Source organism: Microbacterium gorillae (assembly GCF_050990725.1).
GTDB lineage: Bacteria > Actinomycetota > Actinomycetes > Actinomycetales > Microbacteriaceae > Microbacterium > Microbacterium gorillae_A.
Genome location: NZ_CP158844.1, coordinates 1,707,766 through 1,730,397, shown reverse-complemented (window position 1 = coordinate 1,730,397; position 22,632 = coordinate 1,707,766). Strand labels below are relative to the sequence as shown.

Sequence of the window (22,632 nt, the reverse complement as noted above, 5' to 3'; positions counted from 1 at the left end):
GGTCTGGCTATCAGTTTATCGGTTCTGAGGCGTTGTCCAGAAATGCACAGCGATCCGTCACCCGGGATTTCCCCTTAGGGGATCTGGTAGACCGTGGCCGCGAGGGCGTAGACGCTGTAAATCCAGAACCACTGATAGAGCACGCCAGCGATGAGGACCCCGCCGCGCCACCACGGCGAGCGCGGAATGGCGACGGCGCCCACCATCGGCGTCAGCGGCAACAGCAGTCGCAGGGTGGAGGACTGCGGGAAGAACACGGCGAGCAGGTAGAGCATGTAGCTCACCGACCACAGGCGCAGCTCCACGCCCATCGCGAGCACGTGCCGTTCGCGCAGCAGGGCCCACCCGATCAACGCGAGCACCACGCCGAAGGTCAGCCAGCCCAGGAACACCGGCACCTGCCAGAGCCCGAACCACATGTTCAGCGCCGCACCCCAGGCTTCGAACGGGATGAAGGCGGTCGCAGGCTCCGCCAACCAGTTTCGACGCCAGGCGAGCTCGGTGCTGAGGTAGGCACCCGGGTCGCCGGTCACGATCCCCGCGATGATCTGCCACGAGAAGCCGACCAGGACGGCCAGGGCACCGGTGGCGAGGATGTGGATGATCTGAATGCGCGGCAGCGGATCCCGATCGCGGCGGAACCAGCGCCAGATCCCGTAGAGACCGAGCATGAGGGCGAACGGGAGGATGCCGGGGCGGGTGAAGCCCATCAGCGGGATCAGCACATAGAGCTCGGCGAAGCGGCGGCGCAGCACCGCGTTGAGGGCCAGCAGCAGGAACAGCGTGAACATCGCCTCGGCATAGCCAACGTGGAATAGCGCCGCGAGCGGACCGTTCGCGAAGAACACCACAGCCCACATCGACGCATTGCGCGAGAGACGGTTCCGCATCAACCGGTAGAGCGCGAAGCAGGACAGCAGACCGCACACGAGCGATGTGATCGCGGCACCCGTGGCCCAGGAGCCGAACGGCATTCCGATGACGTTCGCGACCCACGGGTACAGCGGCATGAACGCCCACGCGTTCTCCGCGACGGCGCCGGTGTCTGTCAGCGGGAGCGGCGAGGGATAACCCTGGAACGCGATCTGCCAGTACCACTGACCGTCCCAGCCGGTGATGAACCGCTCGATTCCGAGACCGGGACCGAAGCGAGATCCGGGAGCTGCCAGCGCGGAGGCGATGAACAGAAAGGCGAACGTGATGATACGTGCCGCGACGTAGATCCCGGTGATGCGCAGCGCGGTGACCACGCGCGTCGGCGGTGCGGTTCGCGCCGCCCTCTCGTCGGTGCGGGTCAGCTCAGCCACGCGCGCAACCCTGCCTCGACGGTCTCGATCTGTGCCACGGGGACACGCTCCTGATCATGATGGGCGAGGCTCGGGTCGCCGGGGCCGTAGTTGACCGCCGGAACACCGAGCGCGGAGAAACGGGCGACATCGGTCCAGCCGTACTTCGGCTTGGGGCGAGCGCCCGTCGCGGCCAGAAACTCCTGGGCGAGTTCGGCATCGAGACCCGGCCGAGCGCCGGCCGACAGGTCCACGATCTCGATCTCGAAACCGGCGAAGACGTTGCGGATGTGCGCGACCGCCTGCTCCGGAGACTTGTCGGGGGCGTAACGGTAGTTCACCTCCACCTCGCAGAGGTCAGGGATCACATTGCCGGCGACACCTCCGCCGATGCGCACCGCATTCAGGCCCTCGCGATAGGCCAGACCCTCGACCGTGACCTCCTTGGGGCGGTACTCGGCCAGCCGGGCGAGGACGGGCGCAGCGGCATGGATCGCGTTCTCCCCCACCCAGGCGCGTGCGCTGTGCGCGCGGACGCCGTGCGTGCGCACCACGGCCCGCAGCGTTCCGTTGCAACCGCCTTCGATCTCACCTGCGGTCGGCTCGCCGAGGATGGCGAAATCTCCGGCCATGAGATCGGGGCGGTTCCCGGCCAGGCGTCCGAGGCCGTTGAGCGAGCTGTCCACCTCTTCGTGGTCGTACCAGATCCAGGTGATGTCCACCGTCGGGTCGACGAGATCGACGGCGAGCTTCAGCTGTACCGCGACGCCCGCCTTCATGTCCACGGTGCCGCGGCCCCAGATGACGCTCTCGCCGTCGACTTCACGCAGCTCGCTGGGCAGGTTCTTGTTGATCGGCACGGTATCGAGGTGGCCGGCGATGATCACGCGGCGGGCACGCCCGAGAGACGTCCGAGCGACGATGGTGTCACCGTCGCGGATGATCTCCAGGTGGTCGTACTCCGACAGCGCGGCGACGATCGCGTCGGCCAGCGCCGCCTCGTCCCCGGACACACTGGGGATATCGCAGATCGCCCGGGTGATGTCGACAGCGGAGGCGGTGAGATCGAGCAGCGGCATGTCTTCATCGTATCCGGCGGTTGCTTCGCGTCCGACGTCGCGATAGGACATGCGGCGTCGCCCGTGCGGCGGACCCCGCTAGCGTGGAGACATGACTGATGCACGATGGGTGAATGCTGACGGCCTCGCGACGATCCGCGCGGACGGCACCGTGCTGGACACCTGGTTCCCCGAGATCCGCACCGGCCGCCTGCCGGAGACCACAGACACCGCGGCGTTGGACGCGCACGCCGACGAAGACGAGCTGCGCGGCGTGCGCCTCGAGGTGGTTCGCGTGGAGGCCGATCTGGACACGCCGGTCAGCTCCACGACCGACGCATATCTGCGCCTGCATGCACTCAGCCACCTGGTCGTTCGACCGAACGACCTGAACCTCGACGGGATCTTCGCGCACCTGCCGAATGTCGCGTGGACCTCCGCCGGTCCGATGCATCCTGACGATGTGTCGCGCCTGCGTCCGGCGCTGCAGCGCTCGGGCATCCAGGTGCAGGGGCTGGACAAGTTCCCGCGCCTGACCGACTACGTTCTTCCGACCGGAGTGCGCATCGCCGACGCGTCCCGCGTTCGCCTGGGGGCATACCTCTCCCCCGGCACCACGGTGATGCACGAGGGCTTCGTCAACTTCAATGCCGGCACGCTCGGTGCCTCGATGGTGGAGGGACGCATCTCGCAGGGCGTCGTCGTCGGCGATGGCTCCGACATCGGCGGCGGTGCCTCCATCATGGGGACGCTCTCCGGCGGTGGATCGCACCGCGTCTCGATCGGCTCGCGCACGCTGCTCGGCGCCAATGCCGGCATCGGCATCTCGCTCGGTGACGACTGCATCGTGGAGGCCGGTCTGTACGTGACGGCCGGTTCGAAGATCGTGCTGACCGAGGGCGGCACATCCGCCACCGTCAAGGGTTCGGATCTCTCGGGCCGTGACGGACTGCTCTATCGCCGTAACTCGCTCACCGGCGCCATCGAGGCCGTGGCCCGCGCCGGTGTGGGCGTCACGCTGAACGAGGCGCTGCACGCCTGATCGCACAACGCAAGAGAGGCTGGACCGTTGCGGTCCAGCCTCTCTTGCGTTGTGCCGTGCTCAGGCGCCGGGGTAGCGGCGCTCGGGTGCTCCCGTGTACAGCTGCTGCGGGCGGCCGATCTTCGTCTGCGGGTCCAGGTTCATCTCGCGCCAGTGCGCCAGCCAGCCCGGAAGTCGACCGATCGCGAACAGCACCGTGAACATTCGCGTGGGGAAGCCCATCGCCTTGTAGATCACGCCGGTGTAGAAGTCGACGTTCGGGTACAGGCGACGCGCCTGGAAGTACTCGTCATTGAGCGCGATCTCCTCGAGCTCTTTGGCGAGATCCAGCATCGGGTCGCTCACGCCGAGCTCGGCGAGGACCTCATCCGCGGACTGCTTGACCAGCTTGGCGCGCGGGTCGTAGTTCTTGTAGACGCGGTGTCCGAAGCCCATGAGCTTGACACCGTCCTCCTTGTTCTTCACCCGCTCCACGAAGCGCTTCACGGTCTCGCCGGAGTCGCGGATCTCTCCGAGCATCTTCAGCACGGCCTCGTTGGCACCGCCGTGCAGCGGGCCCGAGAGGGCGTGGATGCCCGCGGACACCGACGCGTACTGGTTGGCGCCCGTGGAGCCGACCAGACGCACCGTGGAGGTGGACGCGTTCTGCTCGTGGTCTTCGTGCAGGATGAGCAGGCGCTCCAGCGCGCGACTCATCACGGGGTTGATCTCGTACGGCTCGCTCGTGACGCCGAAGTTCAGGCGCAGGAAGTTGTCGACGAAGCTCAGCGAGTTGTCCGGGTAGAGGAACGCCTGACCAATGCTCTTCTTGTGCGCGTAGGCGGCCAGCACGGGCAGCTTCGCGAGCATGCGGATGGTGTTGAGCTCGACATGCTCCGGGTTGTGCGGGTCGTACTGACCCTCGTAGTAGGTCGACAGCGCCGTGATGGCGGACGACAGCGAGGCCATCGGGTGCGCCGTGTGCGGAAGGGCGTTGAAGAAGTGCTTGAGATCCTCGTGGATGAGGGTGTGACGACGAATCTTCTCATCGAATGTGCCGAGCTCATCGGCGGTGGGAAGCTCGCCGTACAACAGCAGCCACGCCACCTCCAGGAACGAGCTGTGCTCAGCGAGGTCCTCGATGGGATATCCGCGATAGCGCAGGATGCCCTGATCGCCGTCGATGTAGGTGATGGCCGACTTGGTGGCCGCAGTGTTCACGAAGCCGTAGTCGAGGGCCGTGTAGCCCGTCTGCTTCGTGAGCGTGGCGAAGTCGATGCTCGATGCTCCGTCGACCGCTGCCACCGTGGGCAGTTCAGCCGTGGTCTCACCGATCGTCAGCGTCGCCTTCTCAGGCTGTGCTCCCGCATTGTTCACGGCGCCTCCTTGCGATTTCTGGTCGTCGGGGGTCTGACACGGACCTGTCGTGAGAGATCCGTGCGGCGGCGCGCGCGAGCACGCCCGGTCCTTACAGCCTAGTCGCCCGAGCGACCTACTGATGCACCCGCCAAAGGATGCGGAACCGCTATGGAGGTTCTCTACGAAGATGCCCGGAGGCGATCGGCCGCGGTGGCGATGCGCTCATCCGAGGCGGTCAGCGAGAGACGAACATGCTGCGGGAAGAACGGTCCGTAGAAGACGCCGGGGCCGGCCAGGATGCCGAGATCGGCGAGCCGATCCATGCTCGCCCAGGCGTCGCGCCCTTCGGTGGCCCAGAGGTACAGACCGGCTTCGCTGCGATCCACCCGGAAGCCGGCGGACTCGAGCGCGGGCTTGAGCAGTTCGCGGCGCCGACGGTATCGCTCCTTCTGCTCCGCGACGTGCGCGTCGTCACCCAGCGCGACCGTCATCGCCTGTTGCACCGGTGCCGGGAGCATGAGACCGAGGTGCTTGCGCGCCGTGGTGAGCCGCGCGATGAGATCGCCGTCGCCGGCGAGGAAAGCCGCCCGGTAGCCGGCGAGATTGGACTGCTTGCTCAGCGAGTACACCGCGAGCACACCCGACGCGTCGCCGCCGGTGACGCGGGGATCGAGAATCGACGGGATCGCCTCGGCACCCCAGGGAGCGTCCCACCCGAGTTCGGCATAGCACTCGTCGCCCGCGATCACGGCACCCAGCTCACGCGCCCGCTCGACAGCGGCGCGCAGCTCGGTCACATCGAGAACGCGACCGTCCGGGTTGCCCGGGGAGTTCAGCCAGACGAGCCGCGTGCCCTCCGGCCACGCGGCGGGATCGTCTTCCGCGACGGCGGTGGCGCCAGCGACGACAGCACCCACCTCGTAGGTGGGATAGGCGGCGCGGGGGTGCACCACGATGTCGCCCGACCCGAGGCCGAGCAGCGTCGGCAGCAGGGCCACGAGCTCCTTCGAGCCCACCGTGGGCAGCACTTGGTCGACGGTCAGCGACGGCACACCGCGACGACGAGCGAACCAGTCGGCGATGGCCTCACGCAGCGCCGGCGTTCCGACGGTCTGCGGATAGGAGTGCGCCTCGGTGGCGGCGGCGAGAGCTTCGCGGATGATCTGCGGGGTTTCGTCGACCGGCGACCCGATCGAGAGGTCGACAAGCCCACCGGGATGCTGCAGCGCGCGCTCACGAAGCGGAGCGACGGCGTCCCACGGGTAGTCCGCGAGGTCGCGGACGCTCACGCCTCGGCCTGCGGAGGCAGCGCGGAGATGATCGGGTGATCCTTCGGGATCACACCCACCTTGGCGGCGCCACCGGGCGATCCGATGCCGTCGAAGAACTCCACGTTCGCCTTGTAGTACTCGGACCACTCGTCGGGAAGATCGTCCTCGTAGTAGATCGCCTCCACCGGGCACACCGGCTCGCAGGCACCGCAGTCCACGCACTCGTCGGGGTGGATGTAGAGGGAGCGTTCACCCTCGTAGATGCAGTCCACCGGGCATTCGTCGATGCAGGCGCGATCCTTGACATCGACGCAGGGAAGAGCGATCACGTACGTCACCCCCTCAGTCTACGTCCCGGGACGGAGAGGGGCCGTGCACGCGGACCCGTGGCGAGACCTCAGCGAGTCGGCGTCTGCTCTGGTGTCGATGGTGCCGCCGCACGAAGGCGCCGGAAGTCCGGCCATGCCGCCACGATCAGGATGATGACGCCGACACCGATGAGCCACACCTGCGACAGGCCGGTGTCGGGCACGACCACCGAGCCGCCGGGTCCACGCATCGAGAACACGAACACGGCCAAGTACATCCCGACGCCACCCGCGATGGCCGCCCACCGGTCCTCGGCGAGAATCCGCAGCGAGACGAGGATCGCGGCGCATCCGACGAATGCCAGGATGAGCCCCAGATACAGCAGGTCAGCACCGGAGGAGAACCCGATGGTTCCAGCCGTGCCGAAGACGGCTCCGATGATGAAGCTCATCACGAAGGTGGCGATACGCGAGAGGGACACCCCGTGATGGTACTCCCCGGGGCTGGGCACGTCCCGAGTCAGCTCGCCCATCCCCACAGCCGCAGCAGGGCGGCCGTCACGGCACCGGCGATCACCACCAACACGAACGGAGCCCGCAACGCCAGCAGCACTGCGGCGACGCCCACCGCCGCGAGCCGTGCGTCGATGTGCAAGGACTGTCCCGGGCCGTGCAGCGCAAGGTAGGCCACCAGTGCCGCGAGCAACGCGACCGTGGTGAGGTCCATCGTGCGCGCCGGAGTGGGTTTCTCGAGCCAGTGCGGCGGAATCGCGTAGCCGAGGATCTTGGCCACCACACAGAGGATCGACGCCAGGAGGATCGCCTGCCACAGGGTCATCGGGCCACCGCCCGGGTGTCGCCGCCGGAGAAGGGCGTGTCGCCGCCGGCGAAGAGGTTGAAGATGCCGACCACGATCGCCACGATGGCGGCGAGCAGCACCTGCATCCCCGGCATGACGTAGGGCGTCGCGACGGTCGCCACCACGGCCGCACCGACGCCGACGGCGATCGCCTGCCGGGAGCGCAGCCGCGGCCACAGCAGCGCCAGAAACGCACAGGCCGCCGCCGCGTCCAGACCGTAATCACGGACATCTCCGATCAGGTTACCCACCAGCGCTCCGGCAAGAGTCGCCACGTTCCATCCGACGAAGATCGCGATGCCGGTCACCCAGAATCCCACGCGCTGCGCCCGCGGCTCCTCCTGGGTGACCGCGACGGCGATGCTCTCGTCGATGGTGAGCTGAGCGGCACCGAGCCGCCGCAGCACACCCCTGCCGACGATCGATGACAGCCGCATGGCATAGACCGTGTTGCGGAGGCCGAGCAGCAGCGCGGCGACGACGCCGGCCGGAGCCGCGGCAACGCCTCCCGAGGCGATAATGCCGACGAACGCGAACTGTGATCCGCCGGTGAACATCACGAGGCTCAGCACGCAAGCCTGCCAGACGTCGAGCCCGGCGGCGACGGCCAACGCACCGAAGGTGATCCCGTCGAGGCTGACCGCGAGGGACACCGCGAGTCCCTGGCGCACTGCCGACCGCTCTGCCTGCTCCATCCGATCCTCGCTCCCATCGTTCAGTCAAACGAACGCTCGATTGCCATTCTGAACGCCCGGGGTCGTTCAGTCAAATGAAGCAACCGTTTGTCATACTGAACGCATGGATGAACTTCGCGCACGGATCGCACGGGCTCTGCGCCGCGAACGCGAACGGTGCGGCTTCTCCGCCGCGGAGCTCGCGCGCCGGGCGGGCGTTTCCAAGGCGACCGTTTCGCAACTGGAGAACGCGGCCACAACGCCGAACGTGGAGACCCTGTGGGCCCTCGGTGACGCGCTGGGTGTTCCGTTCGCCGAACTGGTGGCGGAACCCGCCCCGGGACCCACGCTGCTGCGCGTGACCGAGTTGAGGGGGGTCCCTGCCGCCGCGGCGGCCTACAGCGCCACGCTGCTGTCGACCGCTCCCCCGAACTCACGCCGTGACATCTACCTCCTGCAGGCCGAACCCGGCGGGACACGCGACTCGCGACCACACCTCAGCGGCACCACGGAACACGTGGTGCTGATCTCGGGTCGAGCCGACGTCGGCCCCCGGGACGCACCGGTCACCATGACCCCCGGTGATTACCTCAGTTACGCCGGAGATGCCCCCCATGTGTTCACCGCGCTTGAGCCCGGCACGATGGCGGTGCTCATCAGCGAACTGCGCTGAGCCCACAGACGACGAAACCCCGCGGCGCACCGCGGGGTTTCGGTCGATCAGCCTCAGGCGTTAGCGTCCTGCTTCTTCAGACGCGCGGCGGCGCGAGCGCGCTCGGTGGCGTCCAGGTTCACCTTGCGGATGCGCACCTTCTCCGGGGTCACCTCGACGCACTCGTCCTCGCGAGCGAACTCCAGGCTCTCCTCCAGCGACAGGGTGCGCGGCGGCGTCATCGACTCGAACGTGTCGGCCGTGGAGGAGCGCATGTTGGTGAGCTTCTTCTCCTTGGTGATGTTCACGTCCATGTCATCGCTGCGCGAGTTCTCGCCGATGACCATGCCCTCGTACACCTCGTCCTGCGGCTGCACGAAGAAGCTCATGCGCTCCTGCAGGGCGATGATGGCGAACGGCGTGACCACGCCGGAGCGGTCGGCCACGATGGAGCCGTTCTGACGCGTGACGATCTGGCCCGCCCACGGCTCGTAACCGTGCGAGATGGCATTGGCGATGCCGGTGCCGCGCGTGGTGGTCATGAACTCGGTGCGGAAGCCGATCAGGCCGCGGGAGGGGACGACGAACTCCATGCGCACCCAGCCGGTGCCGTGGTTGGTCATGCCCTCCATGCGACCCTTGCGGGCAGCCAGGAGCTGCGTGATCGCGCCGAGGTACTCCTCGGGAGCGTCGACCGTCAGGTGCTCGAACGGCTCGTGCACCTTGCCGTCGATCTTCTTCGTGACCACCTGCGGCTTGCCGACGGTGAGCTCGAAGCCCTCACGACGCATGTTCTCGACCAGGATGGCGAGCGCGAGCTCACCACGTCCCTGAACTTCCCACGCATCCGGGCGACCGATGTCCTCAACGCGCAGCGAGACGTTGCCGACCAGCTCGCGGTCCAGGCGGTCCTTCACCATGCGGGCGGTGAGCTTGTGACCCTTCACCTTGCCCACCAGCGGCGAGGTGTTCGTGCCGATGGTCATCGAGATGGCCGGGTCGTCCACGTGGATCATCGGCAGCGGACGGACATCCTCCGGGTCGGCGATGGTCTCGCCGATGGTGATGTCCTCGAAGCCGGCGATGGCGACGATGTCGCCGGGACCGGCCTCCTCGGCGGGGTAGCGCTCGAGAGCGCGGGTCTTCAGCAGCTCGGTGATGCGAGCGTTGCTGGTGGTGCCGTCGGCGCGGACCCACGCGACCGTCTGGCCCTTCTTCAGCGTGCCGTTGAAGACGCGCAGCAGGGCGAGGCGACCGAGGAAGGGGCTGGAGTCGAGGTTGGTGACCCAGGCCTGCAGCGGCGCCTCGTCATCGTAGGACGGAGCCGGGATGTGCTGGAGGATGGCCTCGAACAGCGGCTCGAGGTCGTCGTTGTCCGGCAGGCTGCCGTCGGCGGGACGGTTGCGCGACGCGGCACCGGCACGACCGGAGGCGTACACGACGGGAACGTCGAGCAGTGCGTCGACATCCAGGTCAGGAACGTCGTCCACGAGGTCGGAGGCGAGGCCGAGCAGCAGGTCCTGGGCCTCGGCCTCGACGGCCTCGATGCGGGCGTCGGGACGGTCGGTCTTGTTGACAGCGAGGATCACGGGAAGCTTCGCCTCCAGCGCCTTGCGCAGCACGAAACGGGTCTGCGGCAGCGGGCCCTCGGAGGAGTCGACGAGCAGCACGACGCCGTCCACCATCGACAGACCGCGCTCCACCTCGCCGCCGAAGTCCGCGTGACCCGGGGTGTCGATCACGTTGATCGTGACCGGGACGTCGCTGTGCTTGCCGTTGTAGGTGATCGCGGTGTTCTTCGCGAGGATGGTGATGCCCTTCTCGCGCTCGAGGTCGTTCGAGTCCATCGCGCGCTCCTCGACGTGAGCGTGCTCGCCAAAGGAGCCGGTCTGGCGCAGCATGGCGTCGACGAGGGTCGTCTTGCCGTGATCGACGTGAGCGACGATCGCGACATTACGGAGGTCAGAACGGAGGGCGTGCGCCATGAAGGGAAATCCTTGTGTTGTGAGTCGCCCGCGAGCTGCGGACAGAAAATACTACCGCACCGTGCATCCGAGCCGGCTGGACGGTACAAGGCCGGAAAGCGACGTGGGGCGGGATCCCGATGGATCCCGCCCCACGCTCACTCAGAGAGTGAATGTCACTTGGTGTAGCCGATCAGCGTCCAGTCGTTCGACTGGAACGTGGCCGTGCCGTAGTTCGCGACCTTCTCGTCCACCGCGACAACCTCGGGGTACGGGTAGATCGGGACACTCGGCATGTAGTCGGCGATGACCTCGTCGATCTCGTTGGCGATCTTGATGCGCGCCTCGGGGTCGAGCTCGGCGTTCGCCTTCTTCCACAGGTCCGCCAGACGGTCATCCGTGATGCCCGGGTAGTTCTGCGGGGAGTCCGCCGGGGTGTACAGCGTCTCGGCCGAGGCGATCGGGAACACGGTACCCTGCCATCCGAACGTCACGGCCTGGAAGTCCTTGGCGTCGATGTTGGTGAAGTAGTTCTCGCTCGGGACCTCGTTGAGGGTGACCTCGATGTCCAGCTTCTTGAGCGAGTCCTGCACGCCCAGGGCGCGGTTGATGTTGGACTGCGTGCCGGCCGGGACGGTGACCGCGAAGGTCAGCGTCTTGCCGTCCTTGGTCCACTTGCCGTCGGCGTTGGTCCAGCCGGACTCCTCCAGGAGAGCCTTCGCCTTGTCGAGGTCGGAACCGACCTTCTCGTCGAAGGTGTCGACATAGCCGGCCTGGCCGGGCATGAAGGTCCACTGGCCCTGCACGGTGGCGGGGGCGCCCAGCGGCTCGTTGGCGACGCGCGCGATGGTCTCGCGGTCGATCGCCATGGCGACCGCCTTACGAACGTTGACGTCGTCGAAGGGCTCAGCCGTGCCGTTGAACGTCACGTGCGCCCAGGTGACGCCACCCGAACGCTCGACCACGGCGCCGGCCTTGGTCTGCGCGGTCTCGAGTGCATCGGGGGTCAGGATCTCCAGCGCGTCGACCTCGTCGTTGGCGTAGGCCTGCGGCAGCGACTCCTGCGCGATGACCTTGAAGGTCAGCGACTCGAGCTTCGGCTTCTGACCCCACCAGTTCGGGTTGGGCTTCATCGTGTAGATCTTCGCGTCGTTGTCGATCTTGTCGATGACGTAGGGGCCCGCCGAGGGAACAGGCTTCGCGGCGTAGCCGGTGTTGAAGTCGTCCTTGTTCTCGTTGATGGCCTTCGGCAGCACCGGGATGAGCGCGAGGTTGCCCCAGTCCGCGTAGGGCTCGGGGAAGCTCACGGTGAACTCGGTCGGGCTGACCACGTCGATCGAGCCGATCGCGGCGAAGATCGACGACGGGACGACCTCGTAGCCGCTCTCGGCACCCTGGAGTGCCACGAGCGTGGACTTCCAGTCGTCAGCGGTGATGGGCGTGCCATCCTCGAAGACGGCCTTGTCGTTGAGCTTGATCGTGACGACCTGCGGGCTCTCGCTGGTCAGCTCCATCGAGGTCGCGTAGTCGGGGTTGGGTGCCCACGAGCCGTCTTCCTCCACAGTACCCAGGTTGCCCAGGGTCGGCTCCAGAAGGTTCTGCACGTCGACGTTGGCCGCCAGTGCGTGGTTCGGGTTCCAGCTGCCCTCGTCGGTCGGCGAGCTGTTCACCGACAGGTTCAGGGTGCCGCCGTCCGCGAGGTCGTCGTAGGCCACAGCCTCGTAGCCGACGAGCGGGAGAGCCTCCGCGGTGGGTGCCGAGCTGGCACCGCCCGTGCTGGTGTTACCGCCGCCGCTGTCGCCTGCTGCACAACCTGCGAGCGCGAGCGCCCCCACGCTGAGGATGGCAAGACCGGCGAACACTTTCTTTCTCAACATGTGTGTTCCTCATCTCTTGGTGTCCGTCGCGAGCGACGGGGTGGCGTCACGCTTATGGCGTGACGACGAATGGGTTCCGCTCCACGAAGTGGCACGCCACCTCGGCGGAGCCGAACTGCCGAGGCTGCGGATACTCGGCACGGCAGCGCTCCTGCGCTTCCTCGTCCAGAGTGGCATACAGCGGGCACCGGGTGCGGAAACGGCAGCCGACGATCTCTGCCGCGGGGCTCGGAAGGTCGCCCTGCAGCAGGATGCGCTCCCGGGTGCGCTCGATGGCGGGGTCCGGGATGGGGGCAGCCGACATCAGAGCCTGGGTGTACGGATGCTGCGGCTTGTCGAACACGTCCGCGATCGGGCCCGATTCGATGATCCGTCCGAGATACATCACCCCCACATCGTCCGCCAACTGGCGAACGACGGCAAGATCGTGGGCGACGAAGATCATCGACAGTCCAAGCTTGTCGCGCAGATCCTGCAACAGGTTGATGACACCGGCCTGCACCGAGACATCCAGCGCCGACACGGGCTCATCGAGGACCAGCACGCGCGGGTTGGTGGCCAGAGCGCGGGCGATGCCGATGCGCTGACGCTGTCCGCCGGAGAATTCGTGCGGGTACCGGTCGGCCATCGCGGGATCGAGTCCGACCAGTTCCAGCAGCTCGACCACACGTGCGTCGCGGGTCTCGCGGCTGGCGCCCTGCGCGAGCAGCGGCTCGGCGATGACCTCGCCGATCGGCAGGCGGGGATCCACCGCGGCGGCGGGGTCCTGGAACACGATCTGCACGTCGGTGCGGATGCTGCGCCGGTCAGCGCGGGTGAGTTTGGCGACGTCGTGGCCCGCGACGGTGATCCGGCCGCTCTGTGGAGCGGTCAACTCCATGAGCTCCAGAATCGTGGTCGTCTTGCCGCATCCCGACTCCCCCACCAGGGCGAGCACGCGGCCGGGTTGCAGGTCGAAGGACACACCGTCCACGGCCTTCACCGTTCCCACGCGGCGCTGGAACACGCCACCGCGACGCAGCGGGAAGTGCTTCACCAGATCGCGCACCTGAACGATCGGCTCCTCCGTCACCTCGGCGATCTGGGATGCGGGAAGGGGCTCCGGACGCGGGAAGATGTCGGAACGCGCGAGCACACCGAGCGCGATCTCGTCAGATCGGTGGCATGCGACCGCGTGCGTCGCGTCGTCCACGGTGGTGACGAGCTCGGGCTCCACGGTGCGGCACTTGTCGATGGCTGCCGGGCAGCGCGCCGCGAACGGGCATCCGGTCGGAAGATCGGCCAGCGACGGTGGCCTGCCTTCCAGGGGAACGAGCCGGTCGGTGCCGGCCGTACGGATGTTCGGCACGGAGCGCAGCAGGCCCACCGTGTACGGCATCTGCGGACGCGCGAACAGTGTGTCCACCGGTGCCGTCTCCACGAGCTTGCCCGCGTACATGACCGCGACGCGGTCGGCATGGCCCGCCACAACACCGAGGTCGTGCGTGATGAGCGACACGGCGGCGCCGGTGATCCGCTTGGCCTCCTCCAGCACCTCGAGAATCTGAGCCTGGATGGTCACGTCGAGAGCCGTGGTGGGCTCGTCGGCGATGATCAGCCGCGGGTTGTTCGCGATGGCGATGGCGATCATCGCGCGCTGGCGCATACCGCCGGAGAACTCGTGCGGGAAGGCGCGAGCGCGCCGGTCGGGATCCGGGATTCCCACGATCTTCAGCAGTTCGACGGCCCGCACCGCTGCCGCTTGGCGACTCAGTGACCGGTCGTGAAGCTGCAGCGCCTCGGCGATCTGGTCTCCCACCGTGTACACGGGGGTGAGCGCGGACAGCGGGTCCTGGAAGATGATCGCCAGCTCGCTGCCGCGCACCTTCGAGTACTGCTTGTCATCGAGGGTCAGGAGATTCCGACCCTGGAAGAGGATCTCCCCCTCGATCTGCGCACTGTCGGGGAGGAGTCCCATCACGGCGAGCGAAGAGACGGACTTACCCGAGCCGGACTCTCCCACGATGCCGAGGAACTCGCCCTCGTGGATCTCGTAGCTGACATCGCGGACGGCTCGCACGGCGTTCCCCCCGCGTTGCGGGAAGGTCACCGAGAGGTTCTTGACCTCCAGCAGCGGACGACCGGCGCGAGCCTGTGAATGTTCGGATGCGGCAGCGGACAGGGTGTCAGCCACGGTTCACCCCCGAGGTGGGATCGATGGCGTCGCGCAGGGCGTCGCCCAGGAGGCTGAGGCCGAGCAGGAGGAGGACGAGGACGCCGGCTGGGAAGGCGAACAGCCAGGGTCGAGTCGCCGCCGCGGTGTTGCCGTCGGCGATGAGCGTACCCAGCGACACATCCGGCGCCTGAACACCGAAGCCGAAGAAGCTCAGGCTCGTCTCGCCGAGGATCATGGCGCCGACGCCGAGCGTCGCGTCGATGATCAGCAGCGACGCGACGTTGGGAACGATGTGACGGCGGACGACGGAGAACGTTCCGAAGCCCATGTACCGCGCTGCCTTCACGAACTCGCGCTCACGCAGCGAGCGCGTCTGGGAGCGGATCACCTGCGCCATGATCATCCAGCCCGTGAGGGCGAAGAAGAAGGTCATCATGATCCAGCCGGCCTTGCTGAAGAAGGGGTAGAGCAGCACCATGATGAAGAACGCCGGCAGCACCAGCAGCAGATCGATGAACCAGGCGATCACCTTGTCGGACCAGCCGCCGAGGTAGCCGGCGATCGCCCCGAGGAATCCGGCGATCAGCGTGGCAACCGGTCCGGCGACGAAGCCGACGATGAGCGAGATCCGCAGACCGGCCATCACCCGGGCGTAGACGTCGTATCCCAGCGTGTCAGTGCCGAACGGGTGCGCTGCGCTCGGTGCCTGATTGAGCGCCAAGTAGTCGCGTGTGACGTGATCGATCGGCCACAGGAGGGGGCCGATGAGCGCCCACAGCACGATCGCGACGACCACGCCGCCGCCGACCCAGAACTGCACGGAGCCCCGCAGGCGCTTCCAGATGACCCGGCCGCGCGACTGCGGCCGGGGAGCGCGCTGCTCCGCCGCCAGAGGAAGTTCCTCGAGGTCGGTGAGATTCTTCGCGGACATCGCCATATCAGCGCCTCACTCTCGGGTCGAGCGCCGCGTAGAGGATCTCCGAGAGCGTCGACGAGAACAGGATGAGCACGGCGACGAAGACGGTCGCGCCGGCCACGGAGTTGATGTCGTTCTGGCGAATGGCCTGGATGTTCATCTCACCCATGCCATGCCAGCCGAACATGAGCTCGAGCATCGTGGATCCGGCCACGAGCGTTCCGAAGCTGTACGCGAAGAACGTGGACATCGGAATCAGGGCGACGCGCACACCGTGACGGACCAGCGCGGAGCCGCGCGTGCGGCCCTTCGCGCGCGCCGTACGGATGTAGTCGGCACCCAGAACGTCGAGCATCGCGCTGCGCTGATAGCGGCTGTACGACGCCGCCGACGCCAGGACGAGCACGAGAGTCGGAAGGAGCAGGTGGACGACTCGGTCACTGAACTGTGGCCAGAATTCGTTCGGGATGCCCGGTGAGTACTGTCCGGTGAAGCGGATGACCTGCGTACCGACGGCCTGGTTGAACCACGTCGCGAGGATCATCAGCAGGATCGCCATCACGATGGTGGGCAGCGCGAAGATGATGTACGACGCGACCGTCACGATCCGGTCGCTCAGCTGGTACTGGCGCACCGCTCCCCACACGCCCAGCACCACACCCAGAACAGCGCCGAGGACCGATCCGACGAGCAGCAGCTGAAGGCTGACGCCGGCGCGCGCGCCGATCTGCTCGATCACGGGCTGGTATCCGGCCGTCAGGCCGAAGTCCCCGCGCGTGATGATGCCGAGCAGCCAGTTGCCGAGGCGCTGCAGGAGCGGCACCTCGGGGTTGACGCCCAGGCGATCGAGGTTCGAGGCGATGACCTCCGGCGGGACCGGAGGGTTTCGCTGCTGGAACTTCTGCGCGGGGTTCAGCCCGAGGCTTGCGAGGATGTATGCCAACGACGATGCCACCACGGTGAGGATCGTGTAGTTGACCAGGCGCCTGAGGATGTACCAGATCACCGGCGCAGACCTGCTTCGGCAGTCATGAGCTCATTTCGCTTTCCTGCACACTTTCTCGAGTGGACTCGGGCACCACCGGACCCCACATGGGTGAGCCGCGGGCACGGGAATTCAACATCCCGACTACTGCCGATCACCCGAACGTAACATTTTGCGCGAAGGAATGCCCAGTCAACTGACCGGCGTTTCTCATGATTCTGTCAGGCGCCGTGTCGTCGCGGGAGGTGGCGGAGGCGAAGTCAGAACAGAAGAGTGCCCACAGACCAGACGACCAACACGGCACCGATGCCGAGCAGCACCCAGTCCCAGCTGGCTTCCGGGGTCCCCTGGGCGCCGCTGTCGTGTCGACGCGACTCCCACACCTCTTCCAGGCTCTCCTTGAGACGCAACGATCGCGGCACGCTGCTGGCACCGTTGCGCACGCGCGGCGGGCGGCTCGCAGACGGACCGGCCCAGCACGCGATCCGGCGGGTTCCGGCCTCGATCGTGACCTGGTACTTCATGTAGATGTCGGTCACGCTCCCCCACGGCAGACGGTGGCGACGAAGCAGATTCTGAACGTCGACCCCGTGATCCGTCACAGCCACCGTCGAGGCGGCCAGCGAGACGTAGATCGCCCAGACCACCAGAAGCACCCACGGCGTCCAGGACATCGTCTGCGCCCATCCGGCGCGGAGGACGGCGTCGCCCAACAGAAAGACGCCCAGCGCACCCGTCACGACCGTCGCGATGACACCGGAGGTGGAACGGACGACGGAACGGGAATCGGGTGCGATGCTCACTCCAGCATGCTACCCGGACGTGTGCTTCAGACACCGAGAGGGCGCCCCGCTCACGCGGGACGCCCTCTCGTGCACAGACGACTCAGCTGATGCCGAGCTCGATGTCGGCACCGGGAATCGCCGCCAGCAGACGCTGCGTGTACTCCTGCTGCGGGTTGGCGAAGATCTCGTCGACCGTGCCCTGCTCGACAGCCACACCCTTCTCCATCACGCAGACGAGGTCCGCAGCGACGCGCACCACGGCCAGGTCGTGGGTGATGAACAGGTACGTCAAGTCCAACTCCTGCTGCAGCTCAGCGAGCAGCTTCAGGATCTGGTCCTGCACCAGCACGTCGAGAGCGGAGACCGCTTCGTCGAGCACCACGATGTCGGGTTTCAGCGCGAGCGCGCGGGCGATTGCCACACGCTGGCGCTGACCTCCGGACAGCTCGTTGGGGTACCGCGTCGCCAGCTCTCGCGGAAGCGAGACCTGATCCAGCAGTTCCAGCACGCGAGCGCGCCGCGATGCGGTGTCGCCCACTTTGTGGATGTCCAGCGGCTCGGAGATCGTGTTGCCGATGTTGCGGAGCGGGTCCATCGATCCGTACGGATCCTGGAAGACCGGCTGCATGCGGCGTCGCAGGTGAAGCGTGTCTCGAGTCGACAGTCCAGAGATATCGGTGCCATCGATCTCGATGGAGCCCGACGTGGGCTCCTCGAGCTTCAGCACCATCTTCGCGACCGTGGACTTCCCGGAGCCCGACTCACCCACAAGGGCGAGTGTCTTGCCCTTCGGGATATCGAACGAGACCGAATCGACGGCCCGGAACGGAACGCTACGGAACTGCCCCTGACGGATCTTGTAGTCCTTGGTCAGATCACGCACGCTGACCGTCGGCGGGATGCCGGCGATGTCCTCGCTCGTCTCAATGCCGCGCCTCTCGGCAACGGCCTGGATGCGCTGCGACGCGATGCTCGGTGCCGCGGCGACGAGCTTCTTCGTGTAAGGGTGCAGAGGGTTCTGCAGGATCTCCCGGCTGGGACCCGCTTCCACCACCTCGCCCTGCTGCATCACGATGATCTTCTCGGCGCGCTCGGCGGCCAGCCCCAGATCATGCGTGATGAGGAGGACAGCTGTCCCCTTCTCACGCGTGAGGGACGCCAGGTGGTCCAGGATCACGCGCTGCACCGTGACATCCAGTGCCGAGGTGGGCTCATCGGCGATCAGCAGCTTCGGGTCGGCCGCGAGGCCGATGCCGATGAGAGCGCGCTGGCGCATGCCGCCGGAGAACTGGTGGGGATACTGGTGCAGACGGTTGGCGGCGTCGGCGAGCCCCGCCTGCTGCAGCACCTCGATAGCACGTGCGGTGACTTCCTTACGTCCCTTGGCCAGTCCGTTCGCACGGATGGCCTCCTTGACCTGGAAGCCCACCGACCACACCGGGTTGAGGTTGGACATCGGGTCCTGAGGGACGTATCCGATCTCGCTTCCGCGGATCTTCACCATCTGGCTGTCCGAAAGGGTGGTCAGCTCCACGCCATCGAGCTTGATGCTTCCATCTGTCACCTTGCCGGCACCCGGTAGGAGGTTGATGATCGCCGCTGCCGTCGTGGACTTGCCGGAACCCGACTCGCCCACGATCGCCAGCGTCTCACCCGCGAACAGGTCCAGGTCGATGCCGTGAAGCACCTCTCTGAGACCCTTCTGCGTGTTGAATGCGACCTTCAGGCCGCGAATCTGCAGCAGTGGCTGCGCGTTCACATCAGTCATCGACGAGCCCTCGCTCTCGGGTCGAGGGCGTCTCGCACGAGCTCGCCCAGCATGATGAACGCGAGCACGGTGACGGACAGCGCGATCGACGGGTAGATGAGGGCCATCGGCGCCACGCGCAGCGACTGCTGTGCCTGACTGATGTCGTTGCCCCAGGACATGGTGTCGCTGCCGAGGCCGACGCCGAGGAACGACAGCGATGCCTCCGCCACGATGGCCGCAGCGAGGCTGAGCGTGGTGACGACGAGCAGCGGAGCGATGGCGTTCGGGATGACGTGCGACACCAGCGTGCCGAATCGCGATTTGCCCAGCGCTCGAGAAGCCATCACGAAGTCGGCTTGACGAACGCGGAGCACTTCTGCGCGCACCACGCGCGCAGTGGACGCCCAGGCGAAGCCACCGATCGCGAATGCCAGGACGAACACGTTCTTGTACTGCGCGAGCACGCTCATCACGACAACGGCCGCGAGGATGTAGGGCAGCGAGAAGAAGATGTCACCGATGCGGGACAGGATGGCGTCGAGCCACCCGCCGTAGAAGCCGGCCAGGGCTCCCATCACGAGGCCGATGATCGCACCGATGGCGGTGGCCAGAAGGCCGACCGACAGCGAGGTCCGAGCACCCCACACGGTGCGTGCGTAGATGTCGCACCCCTGGAAGGTGAACCCGAGCGGGTGCCCCGCTGTGGGTCCGCCGTTGGAGTTCTCCAGTTGGCAATCGTTGTTCGGCGGGGTCTGGGTGAACAGCGTCGGCCAGACCGCCATCAGGAGCACCACGAAGACGATGACGAGCGAGATCCAGAACATGGGTCGGCGCCGCATGTCAGCCCACGCGTCGCGCCACAGGTTCGAGGGCTTCTCCGAGATGCGGACCACGTCAACGGCGACGGTCTCCGCGGGCAGTGGAGCGACGTAATGCGTCGCGCGGGGGTCAGACATAGCGAATCCTCGGGTCGAGCAGAGCGTAGAGCATGTCCACGACGAGGTTGACAAGCACGTAGATGATCACGAACACCGTCACGAAGGACACGATCGTCGGCCCCTCGTGCTGACGGATGGCCTGGAACAGGGTGTTACCGACACCGGGGATGTTGAAGATACCCTCCGTGATGGTCGCACCCACCAGCAGCACTCCGAAGTTGGTTGCCGAGTTGGTGATCACCGGGATCAGGGAGTTGCGCAGCACATGCACCGGGATGACGCGGCGACGCGGCAGGCCCTTGCTGTACGCAGTGCGGACCCAGTCCTGGTTCAACGTGTCGATGACGGACCCGCGCATGAGGCGCATGCTCACCGCGTACAGGCTGACGCCGAGCACGATGGCGGGCAGCCAGAGACCGCCCCAGTCATTGTCGGCACCCACCGTGGGGCTGAACCACTGCAGCTTCACGGCGAGGAAGTACTGCGCGAGGAACGCGAGCACGAACACCGGGAGGGAGATGAAGACCAGGGAGAGGATCAGCATCGAGTTGTCGAGGATTCCGCCCTTACGCAGAGCGGAGAACGTCCCGATGATGATCGCGAGGACGAACTCGAGGCCGATCGCCATGATCGCGAGGCGTCCGGTGACGGGAAGCGTCGCGGCCAGGACATCGTTCACCGACTGACCGGAGAAGGTCGTGCCGAGGTCGCCACGGAAGATCCCCGCGAGGTAGTACCCGTACTGCACGATGAACGGCTGGTCGAGGTGGTACTGCGCCTGCAGCGCAGCGTGCAGCTGGGGGCTCGGCTGCTTGTCGCCGAACAGTGCTGCGATGGGATCGCCGGGCATGGCGAAAACCATAAAGTAGATGAGCAGGGTGGCCCCGACAAAGACGGGTATCACCTGCAAAAGGCGTTTGAGGATATAACCGATCATTCGCCCTCCCTCCAGATGAGGAGGCCCCGACGCCATCACGAGTGTGCGCGGCAGCGGTTGCCTCTGCTGAGAGCATCGTGCCACGTGTTCGACGCGCACGACACCGTTTTCACAGACCGCGAGGCGGTGACGTTGTCGTCACCGCCTCGCGGGTGTATCCCTCGGGGCTGATCAGCCCTTCGTGATGTTGTAGTACAGCGGAACCGAGTTCCACCCGAACTCGACGTTCTTGACGCCGTCGGCGTAGCCGCCATTGACGTTCGAGTACCACAGCGGGATGGCCGGGAGGTCCTTCAGCAGGATCTCCTGAGCCTTCGCGTACGCAGCCGTGGCGTCGCTCTGGTCGGTGGCAGAAGCACCCTCGGCGAGCAGCTTGTCGAACTCAGGGTTCGAGTAGTCGCTGTCGTTCGACGAAGCCTTCGTCGAGTACAGCGGCTGCAGGAAGTTGTACTGAGCCGGGTAGTCGGCCTGCCATCCGGTGCGGAAGGCGGTCTTGATCGTGCGGGCGTTGACGTCCGTGCGCAGCGAGGCGAAGTCGGCGTAGGGGTTGCCCGACGCCTCGATGCCCAGGTTGTTCTTCAGCTGGTTCGCCACAGCGTCGACCCAGGCCTGGTGGCCGCCGTCGGAGTTGTAGGCGATCTGGAAGGAGCCGCTCCAGGGCGAGATGGCGTCGGCCTGAGCCCACAGTTCCTTCGCCTTGTCAGCGTCGAACTTCAGCACGTCGGAACCCGTCAGCGAGTCCGACCAGCCGGAGATGACCGGCGAGGTGAAGTCGCTTGCAGGGGTGCGGGTGTTGTTGAAGATCGTCTTGGTGATAGCGGCACGGTCGATCGCCATCGAGATCGCCTCGCGACGGAGCGTGCCCTCTTCACCGGTGAAGTGCTCGAGGTTGCCGGGCAGGGTGAACGACTGGAAGATCGCAGCCGGCTGGTTGACGGCGCGGTCACCCAGGTCGGACTCGAACGTCTGCTGAGCCGACGACGGGATCTGGTCGATCACGTCGACCTTGTTGCTCTGCAGGTCGGCGTATGCAGCCTCCGGCGTGGCGTAGAAGACGAACGTGAGTCCGCCGTTCTTCGCGACGCGGTCACCCTTGTAGGAGTCGTTCTTGACGAGGTCGAGCTGGACCTTGTGCTGCCAAGCACCTTCCTTGGCGAACTTGTACGGGCCGTTGCCGATCGGGTTCTCACCGAACGCAGCCATGTCCTCCAGCGCAACCGAGGGCAGCGGGTAGTAGGCCGAGTAGCCGAGGCGCTGCGAGAAGTCTGCGGCGACGGGGCTGGAGAGCTTGATCGTGAACGTGTAGTCGTCCGTCTTGGTCAGGCCGGTCAGCGGAGAGTCCGCGTCGGCACTGAAGCCCTCGATGTCAGCGAACCAGGACTGGTTCAGCTGCGTGTTGGAGAACAGCGCGCCGTACTGCCAGGCGTTGATGAAGCTGTCGGCGGTGACCTTCTCGCCGTTGGAGAAGGTGTTGCCTTCCTTGATCTTGACGGTCAGCGTGGAGGCGTCGTCGACCGTGATGGACTCAGCCAGGTCGTTGACGAGCGCGCCCTTGGCGTCGTAGTAAGCCAGACCCGCGAAGAGCGAGTCGAGGATCTTGCCGCCACCGACCTCGTTGGTGTTGGTGGGGATGAGCGGGTTCTCCGGCTCGGAGCCCATCACTCGGATGATCGAACCCGAGTCGCCGCTGGCGCTGGATTCGCTGCTGCCGGTGCTCGGGTTCTCCGAGCCGCCGCCCGTCGAGCATCCCGCCAGCGCGAGCGTAGCCGCGCTCAGCAGCGCGATGCCGATAACGGCAATCTTGGTGCGCTTCACTTGTCCTCCTGTGCATTGGGTG

Annotated in this window: 20 protein-coding genes; 2 read left to right on the top strand and 18 right to left on the bottom strand. The window is 66.5% G+C overall.

The window, feature by feature from the left end; all coding sequences use genetic code 11:
• Positions 1 to 74: 74 nt before the first annotated feature.
• On the bottom strand, positions 75 to 1,307 hold the full coding sequence (locus ABTV68_RS07585; protein WP_433677022.1) for a hypothetical protein: 1,233 nt from the start codon (positions 1,305 to 1,307) through the stop codon (positions 75 to 77).
• Positions 1,295 to 2,365, bottom strand: a complete 1,071-nt coding sequence (gene dapE, locus ABTV68_RS07580) for a succinyl-diaminopimelate desuccinylase (protein WP_433677021.1) — start codon at positions 2,363 to 2,365, stop codon at positions 1,295 to 1,297. The genes ABTV68_RS07585 and dapE overlap by 13 nt, the downstream gene beginning before the upstream one ends.
• A gap of 91 nt (positions 2,366 to 2,456) precedes the next feature.
• Between dapE and dapD the strand changes: the two genes are divergently transcribed.
• Positions 2,457 to 3,386, top strand: a complete 930-nt coding sequence (gene dapD, locus ABTV68_RS07575; protein ID WP_433677020.1) for a 2,3,4,5-tetrahydropyridine-2,6-dicarboxylate N-succinyltransferase — start codon at positions 2,457 to 2,459, stop codon at positions 3,384 to 3,386.
• A 60-nt stretch (positions 3,387 to 3,446) separates the two neighbouring features.
• Here dapD and ABTV68_RS07570 read toward each other — a convergent pair whose 3' ends face one another.
• The 6 genes from ABTV68_RS07570 to ABTV68_RS07545 form a co-directional block, all read right to left on the bottom strand.
• Positions 3,447 to 4,742 (bottom strand): citrate synthase, encoded by a 1,296-nt coding sequence (locus ABTV68_RS07570; RefSeq protein ID WP_433677019.1) that lies wholly within the window; start codon positions 4,740 to 4,742, stop codon positions 3,447 to 3,449.
• A gap of 161 nt (positions 4,743 to 4,903) precedes the next feature.
• Entirely contained in the window at positions 4,904 to 6,013 is a 1,110-nt protein-coding gene (gene dapC, locus ABTV68_RS07565; protein WP_433677018.1) for a succinyldiaminopimelate transaminase, read from the bottom strand.
• Positions 6,010 to 6,333: a ferredoxin gene (gene fdxA, locus ABTV68_RS07560; RefSeq protein WP_231089659.1), complete on the bottom strand. Its 324-nt coding sequence runs from the start codon at positions 6,331 to 6,333 to the stop codon at positions 6,010 to 6,012. Before fdxA ends, dapC begins: the two co-directional genes overlap by 4 nt.
• A gap of 59 nt (positions 6,334 to 6,392) precedes the next feature.
• On the bottom strand, positions 6,393 to 6,785 hold the full coding sequence (locus ABTV68_RS07555; protein ID WP_433677017.1) for a DUF6113 family protein: 393 nt from the start codon (positions 6,783 to 6,785) through the stop codon (positions 6,393 to 6,395).
• Between the two features lie 38 nt (positions 6,786 to 6,823).
• Positions 6,824 to 7,141, bottom strand: a complete 318-nt coding sequence (locus ABTV68_RS07550; RefSeq protein ID WP_433677016.1) for an AzlD domain-containing protein — start codon at positions 7,139 to 7,141, stop codon at positions 6,824 to 6,826.
• Positions 7,138 to 7,857, bottom strand: a complete 720-nt coding sequence (locus ABTV68_RS07545) for an AzlC family ABC transporter permease (protein ID WP_433677015.1) — start codon at positions 7,855 to 7,857, stop codon at positions 7,138 to 7,140. Before ABTV68_RS07545 ends, ABTV68_RS07550 begins: the two co-directional genes overlap by 4 nt.
• A gap of 103 nt (positions 7,858 to 7,960) precedes the next feature.
• Here ABTV68_RS07545 and ABTV68_RS07540 point away from each other — a divergent pair, with 103 nt between their 5' ends.
• Positions 7,961 to 8,509 carry a helix-turn-helix domain-containing protein gene (locus ABTV68_RS07540; protein ID WP_433677014.1) on the top strand — a complete coding sequence of 183 codons (549 nt, stop codon included), beginning with the start codon at positions 7,961 to 7,963 and terminating at the stop codon, positions 8,507 to 8,509.
• 53 nt (positions 8,510 to 8,562) lie between these two features.
• On the opposite strand, the gene typA is transcribed toward ABTV68_RS07540, so the two are convergent.
• The 10 genes from typA to ABTV68_RS07490 all read right to left on the bottom strand — a co-directional run bounded on the left by typA (position 8,563) and on the right by ABTV68_RS07490 (position 22,610).
• Complete coding sequence (gene typA, locus ABTV68_RS07535; RefSeq protein WP_433677013.1) at positions 8,563 to 10,473, bottom strand: translational GTPase TypA; 1,911 nt, start codon at positions 10,471 to 10,473, stop codon at positions 8,563 to 8,565.
• Between the two features lie 155 nt (positions 10,474 to 10,628).
• Positions 10,629 to 12,329, bottom strand: coding sequence for an ABC transporter family substrate-binding protein (locus tag ABTV68_RS07530; protein ID WP_433677012.1), 1,701 nt, complete (start codon positions 12,327 to 12,329; stop codon positions 10,629 to 10,631).
• A 52-nt stretch (positions 12,330 to 12,381) separates the two neighbouring features.
• Positions 12,382 to 14,502 (bottom strand): ABC transporter ATP-binding protein, encoded by a 2,121-nt coding sequence (locus ABTV68_RS07525; RefSeq protein WP_433677011.1) that lies wholly within the window; start codon positions 14,500 to 14,502, stop codon positions 12,382 to 12,384.
• Positions 14,495 to 15,415 carry an ABC transporter permease gene (locus ABTV68_RS07520; RefSeq protein WP_433677010.1) on the bottom strand — a complete coding sequence of 307 codons (921 nt, stop codon included), beginning with the start codon at positions 15,413 to 15,415 and terminating at the stop codon, positions 14,495 to 14,497. Before ABTV68_RS07520 ends, ABTV68_RS07525 begins: the two co-directional genes overlap by 8 nt.
• A gap of 7 nt (positions 15,416 to 15,422) precedes the next feature.
• Entirely contained in the window at positions 15,423 to 16,406 is a 984-nt protein-coding gene (locus tag ABTV68_RS07515; protein WP_433677009.1) for an ABC transporter permease, read from the bottom strand.
• Between the two features lie 239 nt (positions 16,407 to 16,645).
• A complete protein-coding gene (locus ABTV68_RS07510; protein ID WP_433677008.1) occupies positions 16,646 to 17,188 on the bottom strand; it encodes a PH domain-containing protein in 543 nt (180 codons plus the stop codon).
• 82 nt (positions 17,189 to 17,270) lie between these two features.
• The gene (locus ABTV68_RS07505; RefSeq protein ID WP_433677007.1) at positions 17,271 to 18,938 is read right to left on the bottom strand and encodes a dipeptide ABC transporter ATP-binding protein; all 1,668 of its coding nucleotides are present in this window, start codon (positions 18,936 to 18,938) and stop codon (positions 17,271 to 17,273) included.
• Positions 18,935 to 19,876, bottom strand: coding sequence for an ABC transporter permease (locus ABTV68_RS07500; RefSeq protein WP_433677006.1), 942 nt, complete (start codon positions 19,874 to 19,876; stop codon positions 18,935 to 18,937). Before ABTV68_RS07500 ends, ABTV68_RS07505 begins: the two co-directional genes overlap by 4 nt.
• The gene (locus ABTV68_RS07495) at positions 19,869 to 20,795 is read right to left on the bottom strand and encodes an ABC transporter permease (RefSeq protein WP_433677005.1); all 927 of its coding nucleotides are present in this window, start codon (positions 20,793 to 20,795) and stop codon (positions 19,869 to 19,871) included. The genes ABTV68_RS07500 and ABTV68_RS07495 overlap by 8 nt, the downstream gene beginning before the upstream one ends.
• A 171-nt stretch (positions 20,796 to 20,966) precedes the next feature.
• Positions 20,967 to 22,610, bottom strand: coding sequence for a peptide ABC transporter substrate-binding protein (locus ABTV68_RS07490; protein WP_433677004.1), 1,644 nt, complete (start codon positions 22,608 to 22,610; stop codon positions 20,967 to 20,969).
• Positions 22,611 to 22,632 lie beyond the last annotated feature (22 nt).

Coding starts and splice junctions, on each gene's coding strand:
- ABTV68_RS07545 (WP_433677015.1), bottom strand. CDS start 7,857: ATGGAGCAGGCAGAGCGGTCGGCAGTGCGCCAGGGACTCGCGGTGTCC.
- ABTV68_RS07500 (WP_433677006.1), bottom strand. CDS start 19,876: ATGTCTGACCCCCGCGCGACGCATTACGTCGCTCCACTGCCCGCGGAG.
- ABTV68_RS07520 (WP_433677010.1), bottom strand. CDS start 15,415: ATGTCCGCGAAGAATCTCACCGACCTCGAGGAACTTCCTCTGGCGGCG.
- ABTV68_RS07530 (WP_433677012.1), bottom strand. CDS start 12,329: ATGTTGAGAAAGAAAGTGTTCGCCGGTCTTGCCATCCTCAGCGTGGGG.
- dapD (WP_433677020.1), top strand. CDS start 2,457: ATGACTGATGCACGATGGGTGAATGCTGACGGCCTCGCGACGATCCGC.
- ABTV68_RS07550 (WP_433677016.1), bottom strand. CDS start 7,141: ATGACCCTGTGGCAGGCGATCCTCCTGGCGTCGATCCTCTGTGTGGTG.
- ABTV68_RS07540 (WP_433677014.1), top strand. CDS start 7,961: ATGGATGAACTTCGCGCACGGATCGCACGGGCTCTGCGCCGCGAACGC.
- ABTV68_RS07505 (WP_433677007.1), bottom strand. CDS start 18,938: ATGACTGATGTGAACGCGCAGCCACTGCTGCAGATTCGCGGCCTGAAG.
- typA (WP_433677013.1), bottom strand. CDS start 10,473: ATGGCGCACGCCCTCCGTTCTGACCTCCGTAATGTCGCGATCGTCGCT.
- dapE (WP_433677021.1), bottom strand. CDS start 2,365: ATGCCGCTGCTCGATCTCACCGCCTCCGCTGTCGACATCACCCGGGCG.
- ABTV68_RS07495 (WP_433677005.1), bottom strand. CDS start 20,795: ATGATCGGTTATATCCTCAAACGCCTTTTGCAGGTGATACCCGTCTTT.